General features: G+C 72.7%; 9 protein-coding genes. 7 read left to right on the plus strand and 2 right to left on the minus strand.

The genetic code is table 11. The features are described 5' to 3' along the window. The first annotated feature begins 323 nt into the window (after nucleotides 1–323). From BMG523DRAFT_RS15425 to BMG523DRAFT_RS15455, 6 genes are all read left to right on the plus strand, one after another. Nucleotides 324–2,549, plus strand: coding sequence for a PP2C family serine/threonine-protein phosphatase (locus BMG523DRAFT_RS15425; protein WP_152987860.1), 2,226 nt, complete (start codon nucleotides 324–326; stop codon nucleotides 2,547–2,549). Then, nucleotides 2,546–3,916 carry a vWA domain-containing protein gene (locus tag BMG523DRAFT_RS15430; protein WP_011437791.1) on the plus strand — a complete coding sequence of 457 codons (1,371 nt, stop codon included), beginning with the start codon at nucleotides 2,546–2,548 and terminating at the stop codon, nucleotides 3,914–3,916. Before BMG523DRAFT_RS15425 ends, BMG523DRAFT_RS15430 begins: the two co-directional genes overlap by 4 nt. A 17-nt stretch (nucleotides 3,917–3,933) precedes the next feature. Further along, nucleotides 3,934–5,823, plus strand: a complete 1,890-nt coding sequence (locus BMG523DRAFT_RS15435) for an FHA domain-containing protein (protein ID WP_011437790.1) — start codon at nucleotides 3,934–3,936, stop codon at nucleotides 5,821–5,823. Further along, nucleotides 5,820–6,944 carry a serine/threonine protein kinase gene (locus tag BMG523DRAFT_RS15440; RefSeq protein WP_011437789.1) on the plus strand — a complete coding sequence of 375 codons (1,125 nt, stop codon included), beginning with the start codon at nucleotides 5,820–5,822 and terminating at the stop codon, nucleotides 6,942–6,944. Before BMG523DRAFT_RS15435 ends, BMG523DRAFT_RS15440 begins: the two co-directional genes overlap by 4 nt. Before the next feature lie 5,447 nt (nucleotides 6,945–12,391). Continuing rightward, a complete protein-coding gene (thrS, locus tag BMG523DRAFT_RS15450) occupies nucleotides 12,392–13,717 on the plus strand; it encodes a threonine--tRNA ligase (protein WP_083494839.1) in 1,326 nt (441 codons plus the stop codon). A gap of 301 nt (nucleotides 13,718–14,018) precedes the next feature. Next, on the plus strand, nucleotides 14,019–15,125 hold the full coding sequence (locus tag BMG523DRAFT_RS15455; protein ID WP_035909536.1) for a Vms1/Ankzf1 family peptidyl-tRNA hydrolase: 1,107 nt from the start codon (nucleotides 14,019–14,021) through the stop codon (nucleotides 15,123–15,125). Here the strand turns inward: BMG523DRAFT_RS15455 and BMG523DRAFT_RS23280 are convergent. Together BMG523DRAFT_RS23280 and BMG523DRAFT_RS15460 are read right to left on the minus strand one after the other, a co-directional pair. Continuing rightward, nucleotides 15,110–15,286 (minus strand): hypothetical protein, encoded by a 177-nt coding sequence (locus tag BMG523DRAFT_RS23280; RefSeq protein ID WP_235463173.1) that lies wholly within the window; start codon nucleotides 15,284–15,286, stop codon nucleotides 15,110–15,112. The two genes, BMG523DRAFT_RS15455 and BMG523DRAFT_RS23280, sit on opposite strands and share 16 nt — an antisense overlap. 189 nt (nucleotides 15,287–15,475) lie before the next feature. Then, nucleotides 15,476–16,813 carry an ATP-binding protein gene (locus BMG523DRAFT_RS15460; RefSeq protein WP_011437785.1) on the minus strand — a complete coding sequence of 446 codons (1,338 nt, stop codon included), beginning with the start codon at nucleotides 16,811–16,813 and terminating at the stop codon, nucleotides 15,476–15,478. 414 nt (nucleotides 16,814–17,227) lie between these two features. Between BMG523DRAFT_RS15460 and BMG523DRAFT_RS15465 the strand changes: the two genes are divergently transcribed. Continuing rightward, complete coding sequence (locus tag BMG523DRAFT_RS15465) at nucleotides 17,228–18,742, plus strand: alkaline phosphatase PhoX (RefSeq protein ID WP_035909533.1); 1,515 nt, start codon at nucleotides 17,228–17,230, stop codon at nucleotides 18,740–18,742. The last annotated feature ends 149 nt before the right edge of the window (nucleotides 18,743–18,891 follow it).

Below are 18,891 nucleotides of genomic sequence, written 5' to 3' on the forward strand. Positions count from 1 at the left end.
GCCGTTGCCACCGACCGTCGCAGATGCCGCCGATGACGACCAGACCGATAGATGTCGGTTATGGCTGTCCTTTACCTGACGAGGCCGAGCGATACCGTCATATCGCGCGGACAGGCATACTGCAGATCTTTCGCGATCTTGCGGGAGGAAGGGGGGACCGTCGTGCACGTCGCCGTTGCCACGACCATGGACGCTGATCATCTGGATGATTCGGACGGTAGCGTCGGGATGTCCGCATCCCACGCCCCGGCAGATGTGATCGGGAAGCACCGTTGACCGGCCCGGACGGACCTGTGGTTTCGCCAGGCGACCCGGTTCCGGCGGTGATCACAGGGGTCGTGGGCGGGGACTCCTCCGATGTCCCGGGCGGTGTCCTGGACGGCCCGCGCGCCAGCGATGGTGGCGTCGCCGGGATCGATCCTTTCGGGGCGGTGACCGGTTCACCCGGAGCGCAGGAGGCGAACGAGCTCGGAGGCCCGGACGCGCCGGCGGCCGGGCAGGACGACAGCGACGAGCTGGAAGACCCCACCGGACCCGACGACCCGGGCGGATCCGGTGGTCTGGCCGGGTCGTCGGGTCCGGATGCACTTGAGGGTGCCGAGCTGCTCGGCGAAGCCGAAGAGTTGGACGTGCCAGACGTGCCAGACGTGCCAGACGCGCTGGACGAGGCGGAGGACCCGGGTCCGTTCGACGTGACCGCCGAGTCGGTGGAGCCCGGTGACTCGGATCAGCCGTTCCCGTTCGACGACGCACGTCCTGACGACGCCGTTCCTGACGACGCCGTTCCTGACGACGCGGTTCCCGAGGACGTCGGTCTCGACGACCCTGCCGGTCTTGACGACCCTGCCGGTCTTGACGACCCTGCCGGTCTCGACGACACACGTCCTGAAGACGCCGTTCCCGACCCTGCCGGTCTTGACGACCCTGCCGGTCTCGACGAGGTCGACTTCGACGAGTTCGACGCCGCCGCGGACGCGGGGGCCGGCGCGGTCTCCTTACGCCATGCCCCACCCCGCGTCGCCCTGCCCACGGCGAGCGCCGGACTGATCATGCCGGTGCGGGTCGAGCTGAGCTGGCCGGAACTTCCGGGACTGCCGCTGGTTGATCTGCTCGACAGCCATTCCGCCGATGCTCCCGCGATCTCCGCGGCCGCACTGCTGCGCGCCTTCGTCGAGATCGGCCGCAGCCTCGAACCGTTCCATCAGCAGGGCGTGGGGCTTCTCGCGCCGTGGAGCTTCAGGTGGACCGGGCAGAGCCTCACTCTGGCCGTCTGCGATCTGCTGGACGCGGGCAGGCACGACCCCGTCGACCCCTGGTTCGTCACTCCGGCGGGGGAGCGTGGTCCCGCCCGTGACCTTCGCCTGTTCGCCGTGGTGCTGTTCAAGGCGCTGACCGGCGAGTGGAGCAACCGGGACGCCTCGATGCTGGCGATGGCCGGGCTTGCCGCCGGCGAGTGGCCGCCCGGCGCCGACGCCGCGCTGCGGGCCTGCCTACATCCCGAGCATGGTCGCCGGGCGACCGGAGCCGGTGCGCTGGCGTCGAGGATCGCACCCTTCGTCTTCCCCGCGCGCAACGAGCGGCTGACGACCGTCGTCGCGTGCGAGAGCGTGACGGGCTGGCGCAAGGCGGGCGGCAACCCGGAAGGCGACAACGAGGACGCGGTCGGCTGGGCGAAGGTCGAGGACCCGTCGGACGGCACGACCACCGCCTGCGCGGTGCTCGACGGCATTACCGGTCCCGGTGACGGTTCGGGACGGTGGGCGGCGCGGGCGCTGCTCGCGGCATTCCGTCGGCGGTGGAAGGACGGCGAGACCGAACCGGAGCGGCTGCTGCTGGACGTCGCGCTGCCGCCGCCGCCCGCGCCGCTGAGCCGCCGGGCCGCCGCGGTGGCGGTGCTCGCCTCGATCTCCCGCGGTCGCGCCGACATCGCGACCGTCGGGGACTGCCGTGCCTACCTGCTGCGCCGCTGCGGCGACGGCTTCGTGGCCACCCGGCTGTCCAGCGAGCACAGCGTGGTCGCCGAGGCGATCGTCGCCGGCCAGGCTCCCACACCCGAGGAGCGCGGCATCGTGACCGAGAGCGTCCGGACGGCGCAGCGCGGCGCGACCGCGGTGGCGACCAGAAGGGTGCAGCTCGCCGACGGCGACCTGCTGATCCTCGCCACCGACGGGGCGTGCGAGGCGGGCGTCGACACCGCCGAGGACATTCCGGGCGTGGCCGACTGGAGGTTCTGCGACGTGCTGGAGGACCTCGCCTCGGTCGCCCGCACCCCCGCCGAACTGGCCTCGTTGCTCTGCCGTCGGGCGGAGGACCTCGGTGGGCACGACAACGCCACCGTCGCGGTGATCGCGATCCGCTCCGCCCGGGAGAAGGTGGTCGCCACCCGGACCAGACCGCGCCAGCGGGCGATGCTCACCGGCGTCGGCGAGTCCCGCGGCACCGGCACGCGCATTCACGGGGAGCCGCGCATTCACGGGGAGCCGCGCATTCACGGGGAGCCGCGCATTCACGGGGAGCCGCGCATTCACGGGGAGAAAGGAAACCGATGAACGACAGGGACCGGCTCGGCGTCGAGGGCCGGATGGACCGGGGTGTCACGAAGCCGGGTGGGGTGCTCCGGCTGACGATCAGCGTGGCCGATCCGCCGCGGGGCCGGCGGGAGGTGGCGGTCGCCGTCGCGGTCGACGCATCCCTGTCGATGCTGCATCCGGCGGCGCCGGACGCGGTCAGCAAGTGGGAGCTCGCGCAGCGGGTTCTGGAACGCGTGCACGGCCTGCTGCCCGACGGCTGCCCGCTCGTGCTGGTGCGCTTCGCCCGCGAGGCGCGAGTGATCAGCGCCGGACGTCGGCCCGACCGCCTGCCGGCCGTTGACGGCCCCACGAACAGCGACGCGGACTCCTACACCAACATCGGCGACGCGCTCGCCGTCGCCGGGCGGGAGCTGCTCGCGCAGGCGCCGGACGCGGACGTCTACCGGGTCCTGCTCATCACCGACGGTGAGGCCAACATCGGCCGCTGGCAGCCCGAGCAGCTCGCCCACATCGTCGCCGGGCTCGGCGACCAGGGCATCGGGACGGACGCGCTGGGCATCGGCGTCGACGCCCGGGACGAGGTGCTCGCCGAGATGGTCGGGGTGTGCGGCCAGACGCAGCACGTCTGGGCGGCGGCCGAGGACGTCGACCGGATCGACGCGATCGTCTCGTCGCTGATCGAACCGGTGGTCGGCGCGGCCGCGGGGCGCGGTGAGCTGCGGGTCCTGATCCGACCCGGCTGGACGGTGGAGGCGCTGCGGCGGATCAAACCGCAGCGTCACCTCATGAAGGTGCCGCCACCGACCTCGCGCGGCACCGAGCTGCGGCTGCCGCTACCCGCCGTGAGCACCGGCGAGGACCGTCCGGTCTTCCTGCTCCGGTTGCGCGCTCCGGACACACCGCTCGGCGCGCACACGATTCTTCAGGCCCGCGGCGGGGTGGTCGCCGGTGGACGGCGGCTGGCTGTGGACAGCCGGGCCGACCCGCACGCCGCGCAGCGCTTCCGGGCCACCGTCGAGGCGGATGTCTTCCCGGACGCGGAATCCTCCCTCGAACACGAGGAGAGCATCGCGGAGTTCGACGAGGAGATTGCGAAGCGGGCCAGCTTCGCCCATTCCCGGGAGAGCGTCACCGAGCTGTTCCGGAACGCGGCGCTGTGGGCGGCGGACCGCGGATTCGACGATCTGGCCGACCACTACAACGCGACGCTACGGGCCCTCGGCCAGGGTGTCGCGCCGGCCGACGCGGTGTCGGGAGCCCGGGTCCGGGCGACCCGCACCAGGACCCGGACCCGTGATCTCGTCGAGGCGGACCCCGTGTCCGGCCGGCAACACGGCGGGGCGGCGTCCCGTCGGCGTCTCGACGACGTCCTCGGCAACAGCTGACAATCGGTAGGAGTCCCATGTCCTCGACGACGGTGCTGTTCGACGTCAGTAACATCACCCGGGACGGTTCGCCGGGCAGCTTCGCGCAGATCGGTCTCGGCTGCGCGCACGGCGCACGCTGCCCGCGCCGGTGCGGCGTGACCGCGCGGCTGTTCGCCGTGGAGGCCGCCGCCCGCCGTGCCTTCGGCGCCGACGCGACCTTTCGCTATGTGGCCGACAACAGCCTGCGCGGCCTGCTTGACGACCTCGCTCCGCTGCAGCGGTACTACCGTGACGGCGCTCTGGCCTGGGCGGCCGAGGCCGACGACATCCTGCTGGAGGAGGCGAGGGCCGTCGGGGGGAAGGTCGTCAGCAAGGACAACTTCTACGGCAAACGCAACATCGACGCCCACGCGTGGATCCAGGGCGACGCCTCGACCTTCTTCGGATGGAAGGTGCTACCCGCCGCCCCGGCGGGCGAGAACGTGAAACTGGTCCGCCGGGCGATGAACCGGATCGACACCGTCACCTGGGAGCGGGCCGCGCGGCAGGACGAGGTGAAGGCGTCGGGCCTGCGGGGGCGACCGGAGGTCGTCGCCGCTGCCCGCGCCAACGCCTATCGCTGCGTGACCCCCGACTGCGTGAACGCCCGGCTGGGGCCGCTCGTGTCGCCACCGATGCGCGTGGCGGGGCGCGGCCAGGGCGCCCGGCTGGTCTGTCCGCTGTGTCGACGCCCGGTCCAGGAGATCGAGACGGATACTGGGCAGGCGGTCGGGGACGCCTCGGGCGCGGCGTCGCCTGTGCCCTCGGCGTCGCCCATGCCCCCCGCGCCGCGGGACGCGCCGGCCCCCCGGGGAGCGACCGAGCCCCTGGACCTGGATGCCCCGGACCGGCAGGCGGGCCATGGCGAACCCGGGGAGGGAAGTCGCAGGACCCTGGCGGACGCGCTCGGGGACGCGCTCGCGGACGACGCCACGATCTTCGATGCTCCCGCCTACATCCCGCCCTCGGGCACCGTGGGGGCGCCGACCATCGTCGGCCTGCCCGTGCCGTCCGGCGCCGGGTGGGATGCCAGGGTGGTGGCGGGTCCGGTCGTGCTGAGGATCGAGGGTGGCGGCACCCATCGTCTCGTGACGTTGGAGGTGGGCACCACGGTCGTCCTTGGGCGCCATCCCGACCACAACCTCGGCTCGGAGCAGCTCGTCGACGTCACGGCCGGGCTCGGTAGCAGTTACGACTACATCAGCACCCGGCACGTGGAGATCACCCTCACGGCTGCCGGCACGGCGATGGTGGTCGACCGCTCCCACAACGGCACCAGTCTGGGCGACGACCGGCTGGTGCGTGACCTGCCCCGGGAGTGGCGTTTCGACGTCCCGCTCCACCTGGCCGGGTCGCTCGTGCGGGTCGGCCGGGTCAACGCGGCTGGGACGGCTGGGGCGGCCGAGGCAACCAGGGCGGCCGAGGCAACCAGGGCGGCCGGGCGGCCGGGCGGAACAGGCTGGCGGCTGACCGTCCGGCGCGGCGACGGCTCGTCGTTCGACACCCCGAACGTGGGACCCGGTGAACGCATTGTGCTGGGACGGCAACCGAACGCCGTGCAGCGGACGGCGGACGACCTGATCGTCGTCGACGTCTGCGACCGGCTGCAGATCGACGCCGCCGGCCGGGTCTCGCGGCGCCATCTGATGGTCGGCAACGAGCGCGACGGGACGGTGACGCTCACCGACCTGTCGACGAACGGCTCGTGGGTGGGTGCCCGGCGGCTGACGCCGGGCGTCGCCGAGAGGTGGGACGGCGAGGAGCCGGTCTGGCTGGTCCGCGACGTCGTGGGTCTGGAAGTGCATGTGACGGGACCCTGGCCGGCCGGCGGGGTGCTCGGGAACGGCGGACCTGGCGGCGGTGGGGTACCCGGAGGTGGCCGGTGAGTACGGTCGCCTCTGATTTGGAGATCGTCGAACGGTTGCGTTACGGGGCGTCCTTCGCGTCGGTGCCGCGCACCTGGGGCCGTGGCCGGTACCGCTGCGTGCGTCATCTCGCCGAGGGCGGCCAAGGTTACGTCGAGCTCGCCCGGGACGAGTGGAGCAACGCCCTGGTCGTCGTCAAGGGCGCATGGTGGGGCGGCCGCGACCACGACATCAATCCCGAGTACGCCAGGACCCAGTACGAGAAGCGCTCGATCGACGTCGAGGACGCGGTCGCCGTGCAGGCGGCGCTCGGCGAGATCACCCACGGGGTGCCGGCCCTGGTGGACGTCGTCTACGGGCCCTCGCCGACCCGGCACGACCATAACGCGCTCGTGACCGGGGGCAACGAGCGGGAGGTCGAGCGGTACAACCGTGAGGCGTTCATCGTCATGCAGTTCATCGGTGACATCGGGCAGATGGTGCCCACCACGCTTGACTCCCGGGTCACCGAGTCCGGCCCGCTCAGCGCCCGCCAGGTCGTCGAGCTGGCCGACCAGATCAGCGCCACGCTGGAGGCGATGCACACGATCCGACCGCAGCGGCTCTACCAGCACGAGGAACGGATCAGGGGGTACTGGGTCCACGGCGACGTCAAGCCGGAGAACATCCTCGTCGCTGGTGACCCACCCCGGTACTCGCTCGTCGACCTGTCGACGGCGGCGATCGTCGAGCCGTCGGCCAAGGTCATGCCCACCACCGCGACCCCGGGCTACGCCCCGCCGGGAGCCGAGCCGCTCAGCCCGCAGTACGACCTGCACTGCCTGGCGGCCACCCTGCTGTTCGCGCTGACCGGTGACCGCCCGGATGACTGGCTCGGCGGGGCGACCGAGGCCAGGTCGGCCGCGGACGCCGCCGGTTCCCGGGCTGATGCCGAGGCGCGGGACGAGAAGCTGCGGCAGCTGCGGGGTGAGCTCGCGGCCCGTCGCGTGCACCCCATGCTGATCCGCTTGATCACCGACTGCCTGCCCGCCGATCCGCGTTTCCGGCTCGGCACCGCCACCGTGCTACGCGCGGAGATCGCCGCGGTGCGTACCGCGCTGGTCGCCCGCGAGGTCCTGTCGGATGAGGAGCCGCAACCGTGAGCTGGTGGAACCGGAGCGCGTGGGGGAGCCAGCCCGACGGCGAATCGAAGTCGAACCCGGGGGCGGCCCCGGACCGCGGAGCGGGCTCGAACGGCAGGGCCTTCCAGGGCGGTCGGACGGGATCGACCGGCGCGGCGTCTTCGGGTGGTGGCGGGTATTCGGGGAGCGCGGCGTCTTCGGGTGGTGGCGGGTACCCGGGCGGCNCCGCGGGCCCCGCCGGCGCGGACGACTTCGACGACTTCGACGACTTCGCGGACCCCGAGCCGCTCCCCGCCGGACCCGCCGACGGTGCCGCGCAGGCGCAGCGGGGACACCGCCCGGCGCGGACCGCAGGCGCGCGGTCCGCGCCGGGCGCGCCGCCGGCGGAAGTGGCGGAAGTGGCGGAAGTGGCGGACCAGCGTCCGGCGGTCGTGGGCCGCAGCGGCCGGACCTGGCGGGAGATGCCCCGGCGGATCCGCGGCGCCGGGGCCGACTGCCGGGTACGCCTGGTCAGCCTCGCCGGGCTGGGCTTCGGCGCCCTGCGTACGGCCGGCGCGGGCGGCCCGTCGACGCTACGGGTCGGCATGGAGCTGCTCTCGCTCGGCAACCCGCTGACCCCCCTGCTGCTCGACATCGTCGACGGCCCCGACGGGGTGCCCACGGGCTACGAGGCGCCCACGGGTTACATCACGAGCTGGGCGGCCGGCCCGCTCACCGACCCGCTCGAGCGGCAACGCGGCGACGACAGCATGGCCGCGCAGCTCGCGAACGGCGAGTTCGTTGCCCCCGCGGACGTCATGGACATGCTCGCCCCGCTCGGCGCGCTGCTCGACGACGCCGCGACCCAGCTCGGCGTCGTTCCCGTCGAACTCAGCCCGGATCATCTCGTGCACTGCCGGGGATCGCTGCGGCTGGTCGGGTATGGCCGCCACGGGTACGCGCCGGCCCGGGGGGTGATCCCGCCCGCGTCCGAACGTAGCCAGGACACGGTGGAACTGCTCGGCGACGACGTCCCGGCACCGGACGCCCCGCTGGAGGAGTGGCGGGCGGCGCAGGCCCGATCGCTGGCCCGGCTGATCGGGTGGTTGTCCACCGGCCGCCGACCGACCGCCTACGGCGCGGTGACGGGCGGGTCGCGGGCGACGCGCGAGCAGGCGGTGGACCGGTACCTGCGGGGCTGCGGGATCGACGCCCGGGTTGCCGACCTGCAGCCCGGCCGGCTCCGGGAGGAGCTCACGACGCTGGCCGCCGCGGCGCGGCGCGCGAAGATCACCGAAGATCTCGCCGCCTCCGACGTCATCATCGCCTACCATCACGACACCGCGGCCCGTGGCGGGTTCGGCGACCGCAACCCCCGCTTCGAGCGGGGCCTGGTCGGCGGGACGTACCTGGGCACGGTCGACCGGGTCGACCCCCGGTTCGTCGTGATGAAGCTCAGGTACGGCGTCCGGGTGTTCGTGCCGCGCTCCGGCACCGGGTTCGACGTCGATCTCACCACCGTCCTGCAGGCCGGTGAGCAGCGCCCGGTGACGGTGCGCCGTTTCGACGAGACGCTCACCCCGCGTGGCGATCCCAAGGGCCTGCGGGGAGTGTTCGCGCCGACGGGGACGGAGGTCATGACAGCCGAGCGCCGGGTCAACCCGGAGCCGGTGCGCCTCGCGGCGAGCCTACAGTCCGGGCGGGCGGCGGTCGGCGTGGCCGCCTTCGAGGCCGCGGACCTGTCCAGCCCGCTGGCCGGCCTGCTCGGCGGTTCCGGCTGGCTGCTCTGCCCGCCCGACGACCTCGCCCGGACCCTGGTTGCGCTGCGACGCCTGCGGTCCGCGCATCGGGCACCGGACGGCGCGGTGCCCGATCCGGCCCGGATCATCGCCTTCGGTGTCGACCCGGCGGCTCTGACCGAACCGAAGGTTCTGGCGAGCGCCGGCCAGCCGGTGGAGTTCGCGCTGCCGCTGCTCGACGAGGACGGCCAAGCCCACGCTCCGCGCGCCTGGCGGGACCTGCCGCTGGTCGATGACGTCTCGTTGCAGGGGCTGCGCAGGCGCATCGGAGCGACGGCGGGGCAGAGCGCGGCCCGGCGGCTGTTCGCCGCGGCCTTCGCGCACCTGCTGGTGAACCCGGACGAGAGTGCCCTCGCGGCCGACACCGGCAGCCCGCAACGCGGTGGGCGTAGCGCAGTCATGACGATGCTGCAGGAGATCGGTCGGGCGTTCGCCGGGCGGCCGGACCTGATTGTCACGGTCACCGCGGAGCTCGCCGAGCAGCAGAGCGTCCTGGCGGCCCGGGACAGCGCGAAGATGCTCGACGAGCTCGCGGCGGTCCTGCGGCCGCTGCCGGCCGAGCGCCGGATCGTCATCGACGTAATGCGGCTGGTCAGGCGGGAGCGGATCCGGCCGGAGACCCGCCGGATGCTGCTCGCCGAGACGCTGCCCGCGATCGGTGTCCTCACCGGTTGCTGGGGTGACGTCTGGCAGATCACCGCGGTCGGCCTGACCGAGCTGACCGAGGCCCTCGAACGGGTGGCCGCGACCGGGCAGGTGCTGGCCCGGGCACCCCGACTTGACCGCGACGCGGTCGTCTCGCTCGCGGTCGCCGGCGCGGCGCCGGCGGTGGTGCGGTGCGCGCCGCTGCTGCCCGTCGATCTGATCCGGGAACTCACGGAACGTGCCCGGGTGACGCCCGAGGTGCTGCGGGGGGGAACCAGCCCGGTGAGTGGGCGGCCCGGCAGCGGCATCGTCCACCGGATCGAGCTGCTCGCGCGGGCCGGCGCCGATGCGGTGCCCGGACTCACCGAGGACGAGGTCCGCCGGTTCGTGCTCGACGGCGGTGTGGACGGCGGTGTGGACGGCGGTGTGGACGGCGGCGTGGAGGGCGGCGTGGAGGAGGGCGCGACTGCCTCCGCCGAGGACGTGTCGGCCCCGGTCGCGGACCCGCGGGCCGCATTCGCCGACACCCTGGTCGTCGCCCGTGACCCGGACTGGATACCGGACTGGTGCGCGGCCCTCGCGGCCGCCGGCGGGCTGGCTGCCGACGAGGTGCGGGACCGGGCGATCGAGGAGAACCTCCTGGCCGGACCGGGTCCGGTGCCGCCGTCGCGGTGGGACCCCGACATCGCCAGGTGCCTTGCCGAACGGTGGGAGACGACGAGCCTGGCCGAGCTGATCGAGCTCGGGCGGGTGCTGGCCGCGGGTGACCTGCTCTGGATCCGCTCGGTGGCCGTCACGGTCGGGGTGTCCGTGTCGGAGGTGGTCGACGCGGCACTCGCCCAGCGCCTGCTCGGCCAGGCGCGGCCACCGTCACCATCCGACTGGTCCCATGCGGACGTCGCCTCCTACCTCACCGAACGGTGGACCGCGGTGCCGTTGGTGGCGTTGCTCGACGTGGCCCGGGACCTGACGCGGTCGAGTGTCGGCTGGCTGCGCGCGGTAGCCGACGCCGCCGCGGTCCCGGTTTCCAGCGCGATCGACCGGGCCGTCGCGGAGGGCGTCCTTGGCGAGGCCTCGCCGACGGACGCGGCGCTGCCGCCGCTGATCGCCGGTTACGTCGCCGCACGCTGGGACGAACGGTCGCTGCGGGACATCATGGCGACGGTCCGGGTCCTGGTGGACGGCGACCTGGAGTGGCTGCGCTCCTTCGGCGCCGCGCTCGGCGCGAATCCGGGCGACCTCGTCGACGAGGCCGTCACGGCGGGCCTGCACCAGGCCGACCCGCCGCCCGATCCCGTCTGGTGGGCCGATCCGCGCGTCGTCGCGTTCGCGCGATCCCGGTGGGGCGTCCTGCCGCTCGACACCCTGCTGAAGATCGTCCGATGCCTCGCCGTCGAGGACATCGTCTGGACCACGCAGTTCGCCGAGCTTGTCGCGGCGGACCCGTCGACGGTGATTGAGACCGCCTTCCAGGAGAACCTGCTCGGCAGGCCGGGCATGTCGGCGTGGGCGGTGGCCCTGTTAGACGACGACGTCGTCGGGCTGTACCTGTCCCGGCGTTGGGGCATCCATCCGCTCGCCGAGACCCTGAACAGGGCCAGCCTGATCGGGGCGGCGCGCGACTGGCTGGTCCGGCTCGCCCGGATGTCCGGACAGGACGTGGCCGACGTGCTCGACACCGCGATCGCGGAGGGCGTCCTGCGCCGCGGGGCGCCCTCCGCCCCCCCCTCGCTGGAGGGTGTCTCCGCGCCCTATCTGGCCGCCCACTGGGGCACGATGCCGCTGCCCCGGCTGCTCGTCGAAGCGGCGCGCGCGGCCCGGGGCGAGTCGGACCCCACGGGACCCCTCACCACCGGTCCGGCGGGGCCGGCCACCACGGGTTCATCCGGTTCATCCGGTTCGTCCGGTCGGGTTGCCGGTTCGTCCGCGTCCTTCGCGGCGGAGGTCGCGTCGCTGGTCGCGCTCGACCCGGCTACCGTCGCCGCGACCTGCGGTGCCCGCCTGGTGCGGGTGGCCGCCGCGCTGCACGGGGCGCCGCGCCTGGTGTCGGCGCTGGGCGCGTTGGACCCGCCCGCCCGGGCCTGGTTGTTGGCGGTCGCCGACCTGCTGCCCGCGGGCGCGGCCGAGGTGGATCTGGCCGTCGCCGCCACCACGGACGACCCGGTCGCCGTGGTCGGCCTGGCTCTGGAGCACGGCATATCGGTGACCGAGGCCGCTGCCGCGGCCGCGTGTCTCGGCCGGGTACCCGAGGCCGACCGGCCGGTGCTCGCGCCGCTCGGGGGGCTGCTCGCCCGGATACCCGTGGCCGTGCTGGCGACACTCGCCTCGCTCGACCTGGAACCCGCGGTGCGCCGGGCCCTGGCCGACGTCGAACAGGCACATCCGGGCGCCGTGGACGTGGTCGCGCGGCACGGGGCGTCGGCGGCGACCATTGTCACCGGGCCCCGGTCGCAGGCGATGATCTCGCTGCTGCAGCGGATCGAGCCGACACCGGGACTCGTGCCGTGGATCCTGACCGCGGGTCCCGAGGCGGCGGTCGCGGTCGCCACGGCCGGTCCCGGTGTCATCGACGTCGCCGCCCGGGCCGCCGACGCCTGGCGGCGCGGCGACGTCACCGGCCCACTCGCCGCAATCAAGGCCGCCTGGGAGGCGACCGGCCCGACGGACCGGGTCTGGCCCGTCCCGGCCGCGGGCGTCAGCCGCCGGGGTGACAACCTCATCCGGCTGGCCATCACCGTCTATCCCCTCGCGGCGCGGGGACGTTCGGCCAGTGAGATCCTGAGCATCCTCGCGCGCTGACCCGCGGCCACCCCGCCCGCTACCCGCCCGCCCACCCCGCTGTCACGCATGCCGCCGTCACGCACGCCGCCGTCACCGCTGTCGTCATTGTCACCGCGGCGGGGGCGGCACTGCTAACCTGGACGACATGCAGCGCGCTGGCCTGACGACGACGCCGGAGAGTGTCCCGGCGCGCTGACAGCCGTTCTTCTGTCGAAGCCCCGGGGTGGATGCCCCGGGGCTTCGCCTTGTGGTCACCCGCCCTACCTGCCGCGAGGTGAGGAGACCACGGTGTACGACCACCGCAAGCTCGGTCGCGAGCTGGAACTTTTCGATACCGACCCGCTGATCGGGTCGGGTCTGCCGTACTGGCTGCCCGCCGGTGCCGTCGTACGGCACACCCTGGAGGAGTACATCCGTGGCGTGGAGCGTCGGGCCGGTTACCGGCACGTGTACTCGCCCGTGCTGGGCAAGCGGGAGCTGTACGAGATCTCCGGCCACTGGTCCCATTACCGGGACGACATGTTTCCGCCGATGGATCTCAGCGGGGAGCGGCTTGGCGGGGGGCGGCTTGGCGGGGAGCGGCTTGGCGGGGAGCGGCTTGGCGGGGAGCAGATGGTGCTGCGGCCGAGCCTCTGCCCGCACCACGCGTTGATCTACCGCTCCCGCGCGCACAGCTACCGCGATCTCCCACTCCGGATGGCCGAACTGGGTGGCATGTACCGCTCCGAACTGTCGGGGGTACTGGGCGGGCTGACCCGGGTGCGGGCGATCCAGCTGAACGACGCGCACATCTTCTGCGCTCCGGAGCAGGTCGCCGACGAGGCGCGCGCGGCGCTGGAGCTGATCCGCGAGGCCTACGGCGCGTTGGGTGTCAGCCCGGCCCGCTACCGGCTCTCCCTGCCGGGGCCGGGCGGGAAGTACGTCGGCGACCCCGGCATGTGGCGGCGGTCCGCCGCCCTGCTGACCGAGGTCCTCGACGCCGCGGGGGTGGCCTACGAGGCCGTGGAGGGGGAGGCGGCCTTCTACGGCCCGAAGATCGACGTTCAGATCGTCGACAGTGCCGGCCGTGAAGCCACCCTGTCCACCGTGCAGATCGACTTCCATCAGCCAGAACGGTTCGATCTGCGCTACGCGGGCCCGGACGGCGCGATGCGCCGGCCGGTCATGGTCCACCGCAGCGTTATCGGCAGCGTGGAGCGGGCCGTGGCCCACCTCATCGAGTCGCACGGCGGTGCCTTTCCACCATGGCTTGCGCCCGTGCAGCTGGTGGCCCTTCCGATCTCCGACGCCGAGGTACCCCACGCCCTCGCGCTGGTCCGGCAGGCGGCCGACCGGGGACTGCGGGCCGAGGCCGCCGGTCCGCAGCGCGGCACCCTGGGCGCGCGGGTCCGGGCCGCTCGTCTGGTGCCCTACCAGGCGATCATCGGTGCCCGGGAGGCAGCCGACGAGCGGGTCTCCCTGCGGTTGCGGGACGGGCGCCGCCTAGAGGCCCGGCCCGCCGCGGAAGTCCTGGCCGGCATCGACCTCCTGACAAGCGCGCACAGCACTGATCTATGGACCGATCCCCGGGGACAGGCCGGGGGCAGGTAGGGAATTCGGCGTTTGCCGACGATGTTTGCCGACGATGTTTGCCGACGATGTTTGCCGACGATGCCGATCATTGAGGCCGGCGAAGAGTCGAACTCGAGCCGATTCGGACCGTCAGCAGCAATATATACCGGCCGCGCCCGGATGAAGTCCTGGCGGGTGGCCGACGGTCCGTCGCGCCGATGATGGGTATGGCTGGGAGCAACCGAAGAGGCCGGACCGAAGAGCCGGTCGGTGCCCATCCTGGACCCTGGAGGATCGGCTCGCCGACCGGCGGGAGCGGAGAACAGGAGGCCGCGGTGCCGTGATCCCAGATGAGGAGATCAACGAGTTGTTCGCCGTCCCGAGCCCGTGCGCGACGCTGTACCTGGGCCTGTCCGATCAGATGGACGGGATTGCGGCGGATCGGGCGGTCCGGTGGCGGCGCCTGCGCGACAGCCTGGCCGCCGACGGGGCGGATGGCGCGACGCTGGGCGCGTTGGACGAGGTTGTGGCGTCCCTCGGCCCGCAGAACGCCGCTCTCGCGGCGTGCGCCGCGGATGGCAGGGTGGTCTGGTGTCATCGGCTGCGACGGAAGGTGGCGGACCGGGCCGTCTGGGGCTCGCTGCCCTGCACGTTGCCGATGCTTGCCTACCGGCAGAGCAGCGTGCCCTGTGTGGTCGTGCTCACCGACCGGACGGGCGCCGACCTGCGGGTGGCCGGGGACGGACTGCGGTTCGCCGGTGAGGTCGTCGGCTCCGACGACGAGATCGAGCGCAATGCCCCCGGCGGCTGGTCGCAGCGCCGCTACCAGGATCGTGCCGAGGACTCGTGGGATCACAACGCCGCGCAGGTCGCCGAGGCGGTGACCGAGCTGACCGAGCGGGTGGACGCCGCGCTGGTGGTTCTCGCGGGAGACGTCCGGGCCGTGCAGCTGCTGCGCAAGCATCTGCCGCCCCGGGTGACCCCGCTGGTCCACCAGCTCGAACACGGGGGACGTCACCCCGGGCGGAGCGACCGGTTCCATTCCCAGGAGGTGCGGGAGCTGGTCGAGGCCGAGGTTCGCGACCGGACCCGCGCCGTGCTCGACCGCTTCGCCGAGGACCGCGCACACGGCCGGGCGGTCGACGGGGTGCCCGCGACGTTCGCCGCGCTCGTCCGCGCTCAGGTGGGCACGCTGCTCGTCGTCGACGACCCCGGCGACGACCGGGCCGCCTGGTACGGGCCGGAGCCCGGGGACGTCGCCACCGAGCCGGGCGCGCTGGCCCGGCTGGCCCGCCGGGCCGGGTCACCACCGACCACCGGCCGGTTGGCGGATCTGGCCGTGCGGGCCGCTTGGGGCACCGGCGCGGCCGTGCGGGTCCTGCCCGCCGATCTGCCCGGCGCACCGACCGACGGTCTCGGTGCCCTGCTGCGCTACCCGTCCCCGTGACCTGTGTCGAGCGCGTCGATGAACTGCAAAGACGACGGGGCGGCGACCACCCGCACGTCCCAGCCGGCGGACCGCACCTGCCTGACGAAGGCGGGAAGGTCCCCGGCGGGGTACCCGCCACCGCAGGCGACTACGTAGAGATTGCGATTTCCGTCGGTCATGGCGAAACCTCATTGTGGTTGGGTTGGAAGATCGCTGCGGTTTTCGTTTCGTCGAGAACTCTCCCGTGTCGCGCCTCGTCATCGGGGCAGGAAATACTTTTCTATATCGAAAAATCAAAAGTTATCAACACCCGGATCCGGGTGCGAGGCGGATCCGGGTGCGGGTCGTCCCTGCAGGGGCGGGGCAGGTCAGATCCGGGTGAAGGCCTCCGCGTCACGACGGAAGCGGTCCAGCTCGGTAAGACTGATCGTCGGCCGGGCCAGCCGGGCGGCGTCCAGCAGGTCCTGTGTGCTCAACGGGGTCACCGTCGGGCCGTGGCCGCCCCCGCCGCTTTCCGCTCCCGCCCCGGTGCCGACCTTCACCCCGTCGGCGGCCCGGTGGAAGGCGGCGGCAGCGGAGCGCTGCACGACCGCCGAGAGATCGGCCGGCGTGAACAGGTCGGTGGCCGCGACGACGGCGTCCAGATCGATGTCCTCCTTGTTTGCGACCCGGTCGAGCAGCCCATCGAGCAGCACCCGGCGCCCCTTGGCGTCCGGCGGTCCGACGGGGAGGACGAGATCGAACCGGCCGGGCCGGATGAACGCGGGATCCAGCGCCGAGACCGCGTTGGTCGCGCAGATCAGCAGCCGGCCCTGCACCCCGCGGAACTGCGGGATCGCCTTGAGCAGTTCGTTGACGACGGACTGGTTCTCCGGTCGGGTCTCCCGCGACTGGGCGATCTCGTCGACCTCGTCGATGAACACGACGACCCGCTCGACCCCCATGAGGTCGTTGATCGCTGACCGCAGCTCGGCGGCGAGCCCACTGCCGCCGGAGGCCAGCCGTGAGGGCAGCAGCTCGACGAACGGCCATTCCAGCCGGGCGGCGACCGCCCGGGCGAAGGACGTCTTACCGGTGCCGGGCGGCCCGAACAGCAGCATCGCCGTCGGGATGACGACTCCGTACGCCTCGGCGAGCTCCCGTTCCCGAACCGGCAGCAGCAGCCGCTTCTCGATGAGCGCGCGCTCCTCCTCCATCCCGGCGAGGTTGGACCACTCGGAGGCGCTCAGCAGCGCGCCGCCCCACCGCTCGACGGTGGAGACGTCCGCCGGGCGCAGGGGAATCTGCTTGTCATAGAGTACCTGCCCGGTAGCGGTGAAGCCGCGGTTGAGGAACGCCTCCTCACCCGGCTGCCCGGGGGTGATCAGCGTGGTGATCCGCCGGCAGCCGGCGTGCAGGAGCAGGTTTTCCACGCTCTGCAACAGGCTGGAACCAATGCCGTGGTGACGCCAGGCGGGCGCGATGGCGACCGTGAGCACCCGGCCTTGGCCGCCCTCCTTGCGCCCGACCGCGGCACCGACGAGATGCTCGCCCGCGACGGCGACCACCGCGGGGGACTCGGTCTCCGGGAGTTCGTGCCGCAGCGCCAGCACGGTGTCGGTGAGGTTGATGGGCGGGCCGCCCGGGGTGCTCCTCACTTCCTCCAGCAGGCGTACTGTCGCCGCGTAGTCGACGGTCTCGTAGGGACGGATGTGCCAGATGGGCACGCTGGCTCCTTCAAGTCGGTCACCGACGGATCGTCGACTCGACAATGCCCTTCTGCTCCGCCCCGATCAGCAGGGACTGACGAAGCTTTCTGACGGGACCTTGGGACCGCCACCCCCGGCCGAAGGCAATCTCCGTGCCTGTATGTGCCCTCCCTGGGCGGGGCAGCCCCTACTCCTCCAGCCTTGCCGGCAGCTGTTCGACGAGTGACGCGAAATCACCGGCGCTGAGAATCAGGTTGAGCATAAGGCGGGTTCCCCCGCCGGGAATACAGGGTGGCAGGGGCCGATGCGGTGTCGGTCGAGGCGCGGTCGCGGCCGGTGGACCGTTCGCTCATCACAAGGCCACGATGCGGCCGTGACACGTTGGCCTCTCCGTAAAGGGGCGGTAACATCACGTTCCTAGGGTTGCGCGTCATGAGCGAGTTGACACGACGTAATCTGTTCCGGCACGGCACGGCGGCGGGGGCCGTGGTGGTCCTGTCCGCCGAAGCGTTCAACCTGCTGGCGGCGAGCCCGGTGGGCGCGGCGACGGGAGGCTACGGGCCGCTGGTGGCCGACCCGGCCGGCAAGCTCGATCTTCCCGCCGGCTTCCATTACAAGGTGATCGCGAAGGCCGGTACCTGGGGTCAGGCGCCCTACAACGAGCCGTTTGACCGGCTCGACGATCCGGGTAGCCCGCCGTACCCGACCAAGTTCGACGGCACCGGCTCGTTTCCTGGGACGCAGGGCGGGACGATTCTGGTGCAGAACCACGAGCAGGACGCGGTGAACCCGGGCGCGCAGTTCACGCCGGTGGTGCCCAAGACCACCGGGGCCGCGGTGTACGACGGGTCGGCCACGAACGCGTTCGGTGGCACCACGAACATCGTGCTGGACGTCAACGCGAACGTGCAGCGTCGCTACGTGAGCCTGGCCGGCACGATCCGCAACTGCGCCGGCGGGGTCACCCCCTGGGGTGCGTGGCTGACGTGCGAGGAAACAGAGTCGATCATCAGTGGTGGCAAGCGGCACGGCTATGTCTTCGAGGTCGACTCGCTGGGCCGCCGCACCACCGGGGCGCCGTTGACGGCGCTGGGCCGCTTCGCGCATGAGGCGGTCGCGGTCGATCCCAAGACCAACTTCGCCTACCTCACCGAGGACGCGAGCGGCCCGAACGGCCTGCTCTACCGGTTCCGCCCGACCCGGGCGACGGGCCAGTTCGGTGACTACGCGGCGGGCGGCTGCCTGGAGGCGCTGCAGGCCTGGACCGCGGCCGGCAACCCGATCGACGACCTTTCCCAGATCACCAAGGTCGGCACCAGCCTGACAGTGAAGTGGGTGCCGGTGCCTGCTCCCGACCCGGACGGGACCGACGCCTCGCCCTCGATCCGCAAGCAGTTCGCCTACCCGGGCCGCCCCGCCACCCTGGCGGCGGCCAGCCCCGACCGGGTGACCCGGTCGAAGAAGTTCGAGGGCGCCTTCTGGGCCCGGGACGCGGCCTGGATCAACGCCAGCTATGCCAAGAAGGCCGACCTGCCCGCCTCCGTCAGCTACCCCGCGCTGCCCCCCACCGTCCACGATGGCCAGGTGTGGAAGTACCAGCCCGCCGCCGAAACCCTGACTCTCGTCGCGCTGCTGCCGTCCCACGAGGCCGCGGACGACTACGACACGCCCGGAGTCTTCGACGGGCCCGACAACCTGTGCATCACCCCGCATGGTGGGGCGTTGTTGTGTGAGGACGGCGACGGGCTCAACTACGTCGTCGGTCTCGACCGCCAGGGCAGCCCCTTCGCCTTCGCCCAGAACAAGATCCTGTTCCAGGATGGTGCCGACAAGATCTACCGGGAGTTCGTCGGCTCCTGCTTCTCCACCAACGGCCGTTACCTGTTCGTCGCCACCCAGGACCCGGGCATCGCCTACGCCGTCACCGGCCCCTGGCACACCGTCTGATCTCACCCGAGGCCTGATCTCACCCGCGGCGGCCCGGCCGTCCGTCCCCAGGCGCGGTCGGCCAGGTCTCGCGGTCGGCCAGGTCTCGCGGTCAATGGCCCGGGCAGGCGGGGGCCGGGCAAGGGGCAAGGCGGTGCCAATCGAGGTGA

The sequence above is a fragment of the Frankia sp. BMG5.23 genome (assembly GCF_000685765.2).
Lineage (GTDB): Bacteria > Actinomycetota > Actinomycetes > Frankiales > Frankiaceae > Frankia > Frankia casuarinae.